Source organism: Nocardiopsis sp. FIRDI 009 (genome assembly GCF_003386285.1).
GTDB lineage: Bacteria > Actinomycetota > Actinomycetes > Streptosporangiales > Streptosporangiaceae > Nocardiopsis.
Genome location: NZ_QPNC01000005.1, coordinates 136310 through 149171 on the forward strand (window position 1 = coordinate 136310; position 12862 = coordinate 149171).

The 12862-nt window shown below is 68.7% G+C and carries 13 protein-coding genes; 4 read left to right on the forward strand and 9 right to left on the reverse strand.

Translation table 11 applies throughout. The annotated features are described in order from the left end of the window. Positions 1-4 precede the first annotated feature (4 nt). From DVR05_RS27235 to DVR05_RS03160, 3 genes are read right to left on the reverse strand one after another with little or no spacing between them, the layout of a single operon-like run. Positions 5-532 (reverse strand): hypothetical protein, encoded by a 528-nt coding sequence (locus DVR05_RS27235; protein ID WP_232831951.1) that lies wholly within the window; start codon positions 530-532, stop codon positions 5-7. Positions 533-543: 11 nt separating this feature from the next. Further along, a complete protein-coding gene (locus DVR05_RS27240; protein WP_232831952.1) occupies positions 544-1596 on the reverse strand; it encodes an OmpA family protein in 1053 nt (350 codons plus the stop codon). Positions 1597-1644: 48 nt separating this feature from the next. Beyond that, positions 1645-1896 (reverse strand): hypothetical protein, encoded by a 252-nt coding sequence (locus DVR05_RS03160; RefSeq protein ID WP_116244283.1) that lies wholly within the window; start codon positions 1894-1896, stop codon positions 1645-1647. Between the two features lie 457 nt (positions 1897-2353). On the opposite strand from DVR05_RS03160, the gene DVR05_RS03165 reads away from it, so the two are divergent. Beyond that, positions 2354-3529 (forward strand): TIGR04222 domain-containing membrane protein, encoded by a 1176-nt coding sequence (locus DVR05_RS03165; RefSeq protein ID WP_116244284.1) that lies wholly within the window; start codon positions 2354-2356, stop codon positions 3527-3529. 20 nt (positions 3530-3549) lie between these two features. Here DVR05_RS03165 and DVR05_RS03170 read toward each other — a convergent pair whose 3' ends face one another. Then, the gene (locus tag DVR05_RS03170) at positions 3550-4563 is read right to left on the reverse strand and encodes an LLM class flavin-dependent oxidoreductase (RefSeq protein WP_116244285.1); all 1014 of its coding nucleotides are present in this window, start codon (positions 4561-4563) and stop codon (positions 3550-3552) included. Positions 4564-4743: 180 nt separating this feature from the next. On the opposite strand from DVR05_RS03170, the gene DVR05_RS03175 reads away from it, so the two are divergent. Next, the gene (locus DVR05_RS03175; RefSeq protein WP_116244286.1) at positions 4744-5085 is read left to right on the forward strand and encodes a helix-turn-helix transcriptional regulator; all 342 of its coding nucleotides are present in this window, start codon (positions 4744-4746) and stop codon (positions 5083-5085) included. 34 nt (positions 5086-5119) lie between these two features. On the opposite strand, the gene DVR05_RS03180 is transcribed toward DVR05_RS03175, so the two are convergent. Beyond that, positions 5120-5818, reverse strand: a complete 699-nt coding sequence (locus DVR05_RS03180; protein WP_116244287.1) for a toxin-antitoxin system YwqK family antitoxin — start codon at positions 5816-5818, stop codon at positions 5120-5122. Between the two features lie 444 nt (positions 5819-6262). On the opposite strand from DVR05_RS03180, the gene DVR05_RS03185 reads away from it, so the two are divergent. Further along, positions 6263-7741: a sodium/glutamate symporter gene (locus tag DVR05_RS03185; RefSeq protein WP_116244288.1), complete on the forward strand. Its 1479-nt coding sequence runs from the start codon at positions 6263-6265 to the stop codon at positions 7739-7741. A gap of 57 nt (positions 7742-7798) precedes the next feature. Here DVR05_RS03185 and DVR05_RS26890 read toward each other — a convergent pair whose 3' ends face one another. Beyond that, positions 7799-8041, reverse strand: coding sequence for a DUF418 domain-containing protein (locus tag DVR05_RS26890; RefSeq protein WP_198659020.1), 243 nt, complete (start codon positions 8039-8041; stop codon positions 7799-7801). Between the two features lie 454 nt (positions 8042-8495). Between DVR05_RS26890 and DVR05_RS03195 the strand changes: the two genes are divergently transcribed. Beyond that, positions 8496-9413 (forward strand): nitroreductase/quinone reductase family protein, encoded by a 918-nt coding sequence (locus tag DVR05_RS03195; RefSeq protein ID WP_116244289.1) that lies wholly within the window; start codon positions 8496-8498, stop codon positions 9411-9413. A gap of 77 nt (positions 9414-9490) precedes the next feature. Here DVR05_RS03195 and DVR05_RS03200 read toward each other — a convergent pair whose 3' ends face one another. The 3 genes from DVR05_RS03200 to DVR05_RS03210 are packed head-to-tail and all read right to left on the reverse strand — an operon-like array spanning position 9491 to position 12732. Then, the gene (locus DVR05_RS03200) at positions 9491-10402 is read right to left on the reverse strand and encodes a type II secretion system F family protein (protein WP_116244290.1); all 912 of its coding nucleotides are present in this window, start codon (positions 10400-10402) and stop codon (positions 9491-9493) included. Between the two features lie 13 nt (positions 10403-10415). After that, a complete protein-coding gene (locus DVR05_RS03205; RefSeq protein ID WP_116244291.1) occupies positions 10416-11348 on the reverse strand; it encodes a type II secretion system F family protein in 933 nt (310 codons plus the stop codon). Positions 11349-11406: 58 nt separating this feature from the next. Then, entirely contained in the window at positions 11407-12732 is a 1326-nt protein-coding gene (locus tag DVR05_RS03210; protein WP_116244292.1) for a CpaF family protein, read from the reverse strand. Positions 12733-12862: the final 130 nt, after the last annotated feature.

Genomic DNA, 12862 nt, shown 5'->3' on the forward strand with positions numbered 1-12862 from the left:
GAGATCAGGATATGGGAACGTCCTCGATCGGATCGAAGCCGGGGATTTCGACGTCCACCGAGTCAACGTCACTGGGAACGGAGAAGAGAGACCAGTAGGCGATTTGTTCGTTGGCGGGGATCTGACGCTTGAAGTCATAAGAGATGTCTCCTGAACACACACAGGCTCCAGTACCGTCCATCACCGGATGGAATCTGTTGGTTCCGTCTGCGGCTACCAAGGTCACGCCCGAAAAGTAGGGTCCGGTGTATGTGTAAGAGCGGTCCGCAATCCAGGTGATGGAGATACTCTGGTTTGTGGGGTTCTCGATGCTCCATACAGCGGAGAGTAGGTTTCCGGACTTATTTCTGTTTACCTGGTGCACGTGGGCGTTAAGTCCATTTGATTGGGGCCAGTTGCCGGACGCGCTTCCGAGTGAATCGAGGTCCGTCGCTCGGGGAGGTGTAGACGAGGCGCCTGTGCTCCCTGGTACGGTGACGAGGAGAAGTACTGTGATAGTTGCAAGAAATATTCCACGAGTCGGTTTCTTCATCAACTTCTCCTTTATTTCTCGAAGGTGATGCTTACCCGGCGGTTTCTTTCTCTTCCCTCCTCCGTGGAGTTGTCTGCGATGGGGTCATTGGAACCGTGGCCGTTGACTTCGTAGGAGACTTCGTCGCGCGTTACCATTCCAGAAAGAGTGGATTCTACGGTCTGTGCCCTCTCCAGTGACAGTTTTTCGTTCACCGAGTCACTCCCGGTGTTATCCGCATAACCGTCCACACTCACAGAGGTGGCGGTGGCATCGTTGATCTCCTGTGCGACCTGTTCAAGAATCTCCCAGGCATTGCCGCTGAGGTCAGAACTGTTTGTCTCGAAGAGGACATCTGAGGACAGGAGAATACTGACCTCTTCATTGTTCTCCGTGCGGCCGGTCTGATTCTCAAGATCGTCGGAAATCATGGTGAGATCTAAAATCACTGGGTTGGCTAGTTCCTGACTATCGACAGTCTCTGACGATTCGCTTATCGGCACATCGAAGATCGGCGGTGTCAGAGGTGTGGTGATCGTCATGCTTTCAAGGTCGTCAGGAGGTGTTGGGAACGCGACCCACAGAGCCTCGCTCGCGCCCCCTGAGATTTGTCCACCCAAGGTCTGACAGAGGCAGGAGCCGTCACTCTGGTCATAGCTGAGATAGCGCTGCTTGTTTTCGGAGTCGATGAGAGTTATCGCGCTGGCGGTGTACTGATCCCCAGGCTCTCCTAGACCGTCTCGGAGTTGGACGGTTTCGCCTGATTTATTAATTATTTTTAGGCGAAGTCTCAGGATATCATTCTCAAGTCTTTCCAGGGCTATGACGTCGATTTGAAGATTATTTCCTAGCCACGTTGATGTCGTTATGCTGCTCGCAAGGGCGTCGGCTTCTTCTGTGCCTTCATGGGGTGGGCTATATCCGACCGGAGGGCTCGGTTCCTGTGCATGATCTTCGGATGCTGTGTTCTCGTCGGGGGTGACGACGCAACCTGAGGTAAGGAATGCGAACAACATGGCCGATGCCCCAGCGCCGAGAGAGTTCGTGGTTCTCCTCTGTGGGGCTGGGTATGGATGAGAAGTCAAGACCTTCCCACCTTTTCTGGTGATTGGTGGCTAGGCGGTGGTGGTTTCTCAGTTTTCGACGGGAGTCGTAGGTGCGGGGGCGCCTGGTTGCTGCGGTCCGTTCAGAACGTTGTCGACCGCGCTCCCGATGGCCCCGGTGATGTTCTCGACCAACCCCAACTGGAAGATCGCCGTCGCGATCGCCGCGACGAGGATGATGATGGCGGCGTACTCGACCATTCCGGCACCCCTGTCGCCCCTTCGGGGAGAAGGGGCGTCGTGTGCGCTCAGGAAAACCCAGAGCTTGGTCAGGCTGCTCATGGAGGCGGCTCCTTGGGGGAAGGGGGCTTGGCGCCACGTCAGTGTGGCCTCTTGTGACGGAACGACGACTCACACGGGGCCGTCCGGGGTTCGTGCGCAGGGGACACACTCGATCCCACTATCCGACACGTGACCGCACCCAGGCGCTCCCGGTGGCCGGATGTGGCCACGTGCGTTCATAGTTCCCCCGGTCGTGCACGGGCACACACCGTCCACAGGTCGGGTGCCCGGCTGCCGGTACACCGATGCGCGCGTAGGGCACGATCACGTTCCTGACGCCCGGGGTCACGATAAGTGCTCACCGGGTGACCCATGATCGCACGCGGTCGCTCCGAGCGCCACGGGTGGGGGTGATGTGACCGCCTCGCCAGTGCGTGGGTTCCGTCGATGGTGTTGGATGTCCTGATCGGCCCCGTTTCCCCCGTGGTGGCCGAGACTGGGTGAGGAAGGCCGCGAAGTGGACACCGTTACCGTGCTCTTTCTGGCTGTGGGTGTGCTCGCGGGCTTGCTGATCGGGAGTTTTCCCTATATCACCCTGAGCAGTGGCCGGGCCGCGATCAGCGCCGCGATCGAAGCTGTTCCCGAACCTCCCTCTGCCCCGGACCCGGACGACCTCACACCCGCCCAGCTCGGCTTCCTCATCGGGGGTGAGGTCCGCGCGGCGGAGGTCGCCCTCACCGACGCGTTGCTCAGCGGTCGTGTGTCGGAGAGACCCACGGGCGGGCTCCGTGTCCGTGGCCGTGTCCGTCCCCGCCCTGAGGAGGGTGATCCGCTCCGGCGTGCCATTCTCAGGTCCATGTCGCCCCTCGGCTACGCCGACACACGTACGGTGGTGTCCACACTGATCACCAGCGGCGGTATGCGGGGACTCCGTGTGAGTCTCAGGGGGCGCCGCCTCATCGTGGACTCCCCCGAGGTCCGAGAGCACCTGCGACGTTGTCGACTGGTGCCACGCGTCAGCGGGCGGGTCACGTTGGCCTCGCTCATACCGGCACTCGTCGGCGGCACCGTGTTCCTCCTCGCCGGTCCGGACACGGCGTACTGGGGAGCGGCGGTCGCCGCGGGCGGCGTGGCCGCCGCCGTGGCCTCGGTGTCTGTCCGGTGGGCGTGCACCGCGGCCGGGAGACTCTCCCCGTCGATCACCACACGTACCGGCGACGCGGTGGTGACGGAGGCGAAGCGGCGGTACACGCTCTCGGACGCGATGAGTCTGGAGCAGGCGCTCCGCTACACGGCCGTCACCGGATTCCTGTCCCTGCGTGCCGGAGCCACGTCAGGAGGGCGTGCTCCGGCGCGTCGGAGGCGAAGGCGTTCCTCGGGTCATCAGGGCTCTGCCGCTGGCGCGGCGATCACGGCCGGGAGCCCGCCGCCCCGGACCTTCGACCTCGCAAACCTGTGCTGGTCCGCGGAACTGTGTCAGGGATCGTCGAATTCGGTGATCGGCTCCTCGATCCGCGGCGGCGACGGCTGGGGTGGCGGTCTCGACACCGGGTCCGGCGGTGGCGGAGGCGGTGGGTCCAGCAGTGGCTGGTTCGGCGGGGGCGGTGAGTCCGGCGGCGGTGGATTCAGCGGCGGCGGCAGCGGTGGCGGTGGTGGCGGGGGAGGAGACGCCGGCGGGGGCGCCGTCATCTGACCGCGCCCGCCTCCCCCGGCTCAGGCCAGCTCCACGCCCGGCCCCTCCAGACCGAACATGTCCGCCAACGCCTCGTACGACCGCAGCCGCGCCTTCCGGTCGTAGATCATCGTCGACACCATGAGCTCGTCCACCCCGGTGTCGGCGATGAATCGCTCCAGCCCCGCGCGCACCGTCTCCGGCGACCCCACGAACGAGTACCGCAGCGTCGCGTCCACGCGCTCCTTCTCCCCCGGCCGCCAGAGGGTGTCCAGGCTGTCCAACGGGGGTCGGAGCAGACCGCGGTCGCCCCGCACGATCCCGAGGAACTGCTGCTGCATCGACGTGAACAGGTGTCTGGCCTCGGCGTCGGTGTCGGCGACGACCACGTTCACCCCCGCCATCGCGTACGGTTCGCTCGCCTGCTCGGAGGGGTGGAACTCCGTCCGGTAGGCCTTGAGCGCCTCGTACAGCGCGTCCGGGGCGAAGTGCGAGGCGAACGCGTACGGAAGGCCGAGCCGTGCGGCGAGCTGGGCGCCGAAGAGGCTGGAACCCAGGATCCACAGCGGCACCCGCAGCCCCTCGCCCGGGACCGCGCGGACGGGCTGGCCCGGCTCGGCGGGCTCGAAGTAGGCGCGCAGTTCCTGGACGTCGTCGGGGAAGGTCGACGAGGCGCTCCGGTCGCGCCGCAGGGCACGCATCGTACGGGGGTCGGTGCCGGGCGCCCGCCCCAGGCCGAGGTCGATCCTCCCCGGGTAGAGGGACTCCAGGGTCCCGAACTGTTCGGCGATCACCAAGGGGGAGTGGTTGGGCAGCATCACCCCGCCCGCGCCGACCCGGATCGTCGACGTGCCCTCGGCGACGAACCCGAGTGCGACCGAGGTGGCCGCGCTGGCGATGGCGCGCATGTTGTGGTGCTCGGAGAGCCAGAAGCGCGTGTAACCCCAGTTCTCCAGGTTCTGCGCGAGTTCCCGGGCGGAGCGGAGGGAGTCTCCGGGATCGGAGCCCTCGATGATCGTGGCGTGGTCGAGCACGGACAGCGCGACTCCGGACATGGTGGCCCTCTTCCCCAGCAGACGAACGGTTCCGGCGGTGGGCGCCCCCCGCCGGACGGTCCGGGGCGGGCGTGCACGTTCGATGTTCGACGAATGTCGAATACCGAAGCTACACTCATCCCTGACCACGTTCCAAATCCCGTCCGGCCCCTGCGCCGGGCCCGTACGAGGAGGTGCGCCTTGTCCCCCAGGGAGCACACGCATCCCGCAGTCGAGGACGTGGAGCTGGTCACGGTCCTGTCGGCGCTCGCGGAGCCGACCCGGTTGCGGATCGTCCGGATGCTCGCGGCGATGGAGGGCGAGCGGGCGTGGAAGGACATCGACCTTCCGATCGCCCAGTCGACGCTGAGCCACCACCTGAAGATCCTGCGCAACGCCGGCCTCGTGCGGAACCGAGCCGAGGGCACCCGGTGCTTCGTCTCGCTGCGGGACGAGGAGCTGGAGGGCCGCTTTCCAGGGCTGCTGGAGTGCGTTCTGGCCTGCTGTGACGCCGATGCCGGGAGGGGCGGGGGCGGTTCGTGACCTTCGCGGCCTGGGCGCGCCGGGTCCCGCCCGCTCACGCCTGCACGCCGTCGTCCCACTCCCACCGCTCCGACCGCAGCAGGGCGCCCGCGTCGTCGAACACGTCCACCGCCGCGGGCCGTCCGTCGGCGTGCCACCGCCGCCACGTCCCGACCCGAACCCCTCCGCGCACGCGCTCCTCGGAGCGGATCAGTCCGTTCGGGTACCAGGTGAACCGCGCTCCCTCCAGGATCCCGTCGGTATAGCAGTCGAGCGCGACGACCAGGCCCGACGCGTCGGTCGTGAACGCCTCACCGGTGAAGGGGACACCCGCGGAGAGCATCCCTTCCGGGGCCTCCTCCAACGTCTCCACCCGCACCCGCAGCACCCCGCTGGCGGGTTCGGTGGCGAAGGAGTCCCGGACGAGGGCGCCCCGGTGGTTCCACTCACGACTCGTGGTCAGGTGGCCGACGTGGGTCCAGACCTCCTCCAGGGAGATCCGCCCGCTCGGATGCCACTCCCGCCACAGGCCGATCACCCCCAGATGACGGTCGCACTCGCCCTGGGCGCGCGGGGTGCCGTCCGGGTACCACTCCAACCACGGGCCGTGCTCGACACCGTCGAGGTAGGCCACCGACTCCTCCAGGCGGCCGTCCGCGGCCCTGCTGACCGACTCGCCGGTGAAGGGCGCACCCTGGTAGGTCACGGTGCCGTCCGCGTCCACATCGGTCTCGTCCGAGGTGACTCTCCTCACGGGCGCTCTCCTCACGGTGGGCGGACCCGGGACGACGGCTCCGTCGTCCGCGCGTCGGCGGGCCGCCCGCCTGTCTGTGTCGCAAGGGTGACCCTTCGTATTATCCGGAGGTCGGGGTCGAATGTGGGGCCGTCCCCGGATCAGCCTCGCCGCCCCACGTGAGACCAGCCACAGCGCGTGTCCGACGTGGCGTTTCCGGAGCCCCTCCCCGCCGGGAGTCCCGTGGTGGCACGACTTCGGTACCCGGTTCCTGAACACGACGTTCCGTTCACTCTGTGCTGACCACGGCGTCACGGCGTATAGGCTGCCCCGGGCGTTCGCCGTGACCGTGTCATGCCGCCGTGTGATCGCCGCCTCCCCGCGAGGCTCTGGGCCGAGGCCTGTCCCGCGCAGTCGCATCGGACACCCGCGCCCCCGCGGTACGTGTAACCAAGAGAGGTAGAGATGTCCCCTGACACCATTGGCCTCGCGCTCCTCCTGCTGGGGGTGTTGCTGCTGGTCTCGAAGCTCGTCCGGGTCAAGTGGAAGCTGACGCAGAGGCTCTATCTGCCCGGGGCGATCATCGGTGGCGGGATCGCTCTGCTTCTCGGACCGGACGTCTTCGGGCGGCTCATGGGGCTGCTCGCCGACCGGGGGGTGGCGGTCGGTCTCGCCGAACGCGCCGCCGAGGGCGGGCTGTTCGGCGCCGACGTGATGGCGGTGTGGTCCTCCCTGCCCGGGTTGCTGATCTCCGTGGTGTTCGCCGGGCTCTTCCTGGGCAAACGGATGCCCCGTCTGCGTGAGGCCGCCAGTCTCGCCGGCCCCAACCTCGCCTTCGGTATCACCGTCGCCAGCGGTCAGTACGTCATCGGCCTCGCCCTCGCGCTGCTGGTCCTCGTCCCGCTCCTGGACGTGCCCGCGATCTCCGGCGCGCTCATCGAGATCGGTTTCCTCGGCGGGCACGGGACCGCCGCGGGCCTCGGCGGCACCTTCGCGGAGGTCGGCTGGGCCGAGGGTCAGGACCTCGCCCTGGGCATGGCCACGGTCGGTCTCCTGTCCGGGATCATCGTCGGGATCACCCTCATCAACTGGGGAGCCCGGCGCGGCAAGACCACCGTGATCAGCTCCGAGGCCAAGGGGACCGACAACGAGCAGGCCGGTCTGGTCGAACGGGGCAAACGTTCCGCGGGGGCGACCATGACGATCCACCCCTCCTCCATGGACCCCCTCACCCTGCACTTCGGTCTCGTCGCCCTCGCCGTACTCATCGGTCAACTGCTGCTCATGGGGCTCCGGGCGCTGGAGCAGGCGCTGTGGGCGGACCACATCGAGATCATGGCCTACGTTCCGCTGTTCCCGATGGCGATGATCGGCGGCATCCTGCTCCAGCTGCTCATCGACCGATTCGACCGCAACGAGATCGTCGACCACAAGACGGTCGAGCGCATCCAGGGCCTGTCCCTCGACATGCTCATCATCGCCGCCATGGCCACGCTCTCCCTGAGCGCCATCGCCGAGAACTTCGCCGCGTTCGCCATGCTCACGGTGGCCGGTCTGCTGTGGTGCCTGTTCGCGTTCCTGGTCCTGGCCCCCCGGATGATGCCCAGCCACTGGTTCGAGCGGGGCATCGGCGAGTTCGGACAGTCACTGGGGGTCACCGCGACCGGCCTGGTGCTCATGCGCGTCGTCGACCCGGAGATGCGCACCCCCGCTTACCCGGCCTTCGGCTACAAGCAGCTGATCTTCGAACCGTTCTTCGGCGGCGGGCTGATCACCGCCGCGGCGATCCCGCTCATCGTCAGCCCCCAGGTGGGCCCGGTGGGCATGCTGGTCTTCATGGCCGTGGTCATGCTCGCCAGCCTCTACACCGGCCTCGTCGTCCTCCGGCGGCGGCACCGGAAGGCCGTCCGGGGTCAGGAACGGGCCACCGAGTCGACCCCCTGACCCGTGTTCCTTCGGCACCTCGGGTGCGGCGCCGCAGCGGCACCGCACCCGTCATGGTCACTGGCTGGGAGTGTGGCCCGTCCGGGCATAGGTGAGACGGCGCAGCAGGACCTCGGACGGGCCGCTCCGGCCCGTCTGCCGCCATGCCTCGGTCAGGGCCACGGTGCCGAACCACGTGCCGACGGCCACCGCCGCGGCTCCGGCGTAGCCCAGCGTCGCGCCCAACCCCGGGCAGCAGGGCGTGAACACCAGCGTGAACGCCACCGGCAGGAACAGGGTGGCGTGCGCGCATCCGATCACACCACCCAGTCGCGCCGCCGCAGCACGACCCGTGCGTGGACCCCCTCCTCCCACCCCTGCTGGCCCCACCCCGGCGCTTCGTGTAGGCTGCCCGCCGTGTCGCGTGCCCCCGGCCAAGAGAAGTGGGTCGGCCGGGCGGTATGGAGGCACCTTTGACCTGTGGGGAGCCAGCAGTGAGTAGAACACACCACGCGCATCGCGTCTGACGGTCCGTCCCGGCGGCGTGCGCCCCAGGCCACGTCGGCGACGTCGACCCCGCGACCTCCCCGTCCCCTCCCGGTCACCGGTACACCCGGATCCCTGGTCACGTCCACCCGAACCCGCCCGGCTCCGTCGCCACACGGGTCTGGGCCGTGGACGGCCCTGCCCCGCCACCCGTGCGCCCGCGCGCCCGGGCCGCCGAGGGCGTCTTCGGGGGTGGTCGCCCACACCACCATCGTCGAAGGAGATTCCTGTGTCACAGAACCCCCACGCCCGGCCCGAACCCCACGTCAGCGACTTCAACGTCCCCGTCGTGGAGGAGTTCCGCGCGAGCGGAGGCCGCGTCGGCGGCATGTTCGAGGGCGGCGACCTGCTGCTCCTCACCACGGTCGGCGCGCGCTCCGGCCGTGAGCACACCACCCCGCTGGGGTACGTGCGCGTCGGCGACCGCCTGCTCGTCGTCGCCTCGGCCGGCGGCTCCGACCGCAACCCCGCCTGGTACCACAACCTGATCGCCCACCCGATGGTGCGGGTGGAACTGGGCACGGAGGAGTTCGGCGCCGTCGCCGTCCCCCTGGAGGGCGACGAACGGGACCGGATGTTCACCGAGATCGTCGGGCGGGCCCCGGGATACGGGAACTACCAGGCGGGAACCGACCGGCTGATCCCGGTCGTCTCGCTGGAGCGCCGCTACGTCTGGGGTGAGGCCGCCACCCTCGCCGACAAACTCGTCGAGGTGCACACCTGGTTGCGCTCGCAGCTCAGCCACGTCCGGTCCGAGGCCGAGGCGTACCTGGCGGACCGGGACGCCGGGGCCGGGGGGCCGGCGCCGCTGGGGCTCAGCCTCCAACTGCGCCAGCACTGCCTGGCCTTCTGCGAGTCCCTGAGCTTCCACCACGACGGTGAGGAGTTCATGTTCCCCCACATGGCGGAGCGGAACCCCGACCTCGCGGACGTGGTGGAGCGGTTGACGGCCGAGCACCGCACGGTCAACCGGCTGCGCGGTGAACTGGAGGGCCTGCTCGCCGACCTGGCCACGGCCGACCCGGCGCGGTTCCGCGCCGACCTCGACCGAATGGCGGAGGAGCTGGAGGCCCACCTGGATTACGAGGAGGCCGAGCTGTTCCCGACCCTGACGGCGATCCCGTTCCCGCCGCCCGCTCCGGCCTAGCGGTCACCGCCCGTCGGGTCCCGCAGCCGGGGACCTGCCGGGTCCCGCGGCCCGCGCGAGGTCCGCGCGGGCCGCGGTCACCCGCCCAGGATGGTGGTGAGGTGGACCTCGGTGCCCAGGAACATGGAGCCCACCACCAGGATCAGCAGACCCGGTAGTAGCGTCACCGCGGTCACCATCGTCACCCTCGGGTTCATCCGCTGGGCCTTGCGGCGCATGTACTGGGCGTCGGCCCGGCGCATGTCCTGGCTGATGTCCACCAGGGCGTCGCTCAGCGGCGCACCCAGCTCCTCGGCCTGCTGGATCGCGGTCACGAACTTGCTCAACGACTCGTTGCGGTTGCGACGGCGCAGCGTCTCGAACGCCTCCCGGCGCGAGGTCCCCAGCTCCATCTGCTGGAGGGCCAGGGAGAACTCGTCGGCCAGGACACCCGGCATGGACTCGGCCACCCGGGCCACCGCGGCCCGGAAGGACATGCCCGCGCTCACCGTCACCGCGAGCACGTCCAGGAAGTCCGGCAACTGGGACTGCACCCGATCCGAGCGCTCCTGGCCCCGCACGTAGAGGTTGAGGTCGGTCAGCCCGGCGAAGGCCAGCACGATCAACGCCATCAGGGGGTTGCCCGACAGCAGCATCAGGACACCGACACCCCCGTACAGCGTCACCTCGCCGATCTTGCGCCGCACGTACCGTTCGAGGGTGAGCCCCTCAGGGCGGCCCGCGACCTCGATCCGTTCCGTGATCGACGCGCGCCGCCGCTCGTTCAGCGAGGCCAGCACCGACCGTGAGAACGGGCGTCCGATCGCCTCGGTGATCCGGTGCAGCACGAAGGTCCGGTCCGACCGGGTGCGCGGGGCGAACGCCGCGGGGTCGTCCACCCGGACCCGGGTCTGGGACAGGGTGAGATATCCGCCGTAACAGGCCGTCAACACCACCAGCGCCGCGGCCAGCGCCGCCGCGAACGGCACCAGGGAGTACACGCCACTCATCGGAGAAGCCCCTCTACAGGTCGAACTTGGTGATCCGGGCGACCAACAGGAAGCCGACGGTGTAGAGCGCGGCCACCACCAGCAGCACCGCGAGCCCCGCGGCGGAGGTCGTCATCGTCCGCATGATCCCGGGTTCGATGGCGTTGATCATGAACAGGGCTCCCACCGACATGAACCCCAGGGCCCAGACGGTGCTGGTCGTCTCGCTCAGGACGGTCTGCACCTCGCGCCGGGTCTCCTTGCGGTTCTCCAACGTCGTGGAGATGTTGCGCAGCGCCGTGACCAGTGAACCGCCGGAGCGGGACGCCACGACCAGCGTCGACAGCAACACCCCGAGCTCCCGGGAGGGCATCCGCTCGCGCAGTTCCGCGACCGCCTCCTCGAAGCTCGCGCCCACCTTCATGGACTCGGCCATCCGGCTCAGCTCCTCGCCCGCGGGACCGTCCAGCTCCTCCGCGGCCATCGACACCGCGGTCGGCAGCGCCAGCCCTGCCGAGGTCGCGTTGCCCAGCACCCGTGCCAGGTCCGGCAACTGCGCGGTGAACTCCTCACGCCGCCTGGCCTCGGCCCGGTTCAGGTAGGAGAAGAACAGGAACGCCACCCCGCCCGCCGCGAGCACGCCAAGGGCCGGAGCCAGGACCTGCCAGACGATGATCACGGCGAGCAGCGAACCGCCCACGAGCGCGCCCACGAAGGTCGACAACCTGATCTGTGCGCCCGACCGGGTGATCCGCCGGTGCAGCCGGGCCCCCCACTGCGTGCGGTGCATCGCCGCGTCCAACCGGGCCGACAGGGTCGAGGCCTCGTACTCGGCCTGGGTCAGGGCACTGCGTGCGGCGATCATCCGCCGTGTCTCGGCACTGGCCACGAACTCCCACAGTGCCCACAGGGCCAGTGCGAGCACCACGGCCAGGCCGCCGAGAATGGCCACGAACTGCCAGGTCACCGGGGCTCCCTTCGGGGTTGGTCCAACACGTGCGCCCGGGCGGGCGCGGCCGGGCGGCTCACCGCTCGCCCCCCGGACGCTCGTCGGGCACCACGCCGAACGCGGCCGGGACGCTCTCGCCCACCTGGTAGATGCGCCCGGCGACGTGGCGGGGGAGCGGCCGGTGCCGGAACTCGCCCTCGACGGCCCGGTTGGGGCCCATCGGCAGCGCCTCGAAGGTCATCACCGGTTCCAGCCGGAACTCCTCCCGGCGGCGGGAGGAGACCACGGACACCTCGTTGACGCGGCGCGACCCGTCGGGCCAGCGGCCCAGGTGCACGATGGCGTCCACGGCGTTGTTGATCTGGTCGCGGATCGCGTCGTAGGGGACCAGCCCCTCACCCAGGGTCGCCAGGGTCTGGAGGCGGTGGATCGCGTCGTCGGCGGAGTTGGCGTGCACGGTGACCAGCGACCCGTCGTGGCCGGTGTTCATGGCCTGGAGCATGTCGATGGTCTCGGCGCCGCGCACCTCACCCACGATGATCCGGTCCGGTCGCATCCGCAGCGCGTTGCGGACCAGGTCGCGGATGGCGATCTCGCCCTTGCCCTCGATGTTGGGCGGTCGTGACTCCAGGCGGACGACGTGGTCCTGCATGAGCTGGAGCTCGGCCGAGTCCTCGATGGTGACGATGCGCTCGCTGGTGGGCACGAACGCCGACATCGCGTTGAGGAAGGTCGTCTTGCCGGTGCCGGTACCCCCCGACACCACGATGTTGAACCGGGCCCGGACCATCGCCGACAACAGGATGCCCGTGGCCGCGTCCAGGCTCCCCATCCGCACCAGCTCGTCGATCGGGTACGGCTTGGGGAAGCGCCGGATGGTCAGGACGGGGCCGGACAGGGAGAGCGGGGGGATGATGACGTTGACCCGCTCACCCGTGGGCAGGCGGGCGTCCACCATGGGCGAGGACTCGTCCACCCTGCGGTTGACCAGGGAGACGATCCGGTCGATGGTCTGGTACAGCTGCTCCTCGCCGTTGAAGGCGGCGTCGACCCGCTGCATCCGCCCCGCGCGCTCGATGAACACGTTGTCGGGGCCGTTGACCATGATCTCGGTGACGGTCTCGTCGGCCAGGAGGGGTTCGAGCACGCCCAGCCCGAGCGCCTCGTCGACCACCCGACGGATGAGCATGGAGCGTTCACGTTCGGAGAGCACCGGCCCCTCACGGGACAGGATGTGCCCGACCACCTTCTCCAACCGCACCCGCCGCTGCGCCAGGGTCAGGCGGGTGAGGTCCTCCAGGTTGATCTCCTCGAGCAGACGCCGCCGCCAGTGCGTCACGCTCCCGCGGTCGCCGCGCCCCTCGTTGGCGCGGTCCTCCTCCAGGCGGTCCTTCAGGCCCACGGTAGTACTCTCCTCACGTTCGGGTTGCTCCGCACGCGTCGCGATCACCGGTCGCACACGGGGTGCCGGTCGAGAACCGGGTCAGCACGGCGTCTCCTCACACTCGGGGCGCCGAACCGGGTCGGTTCGG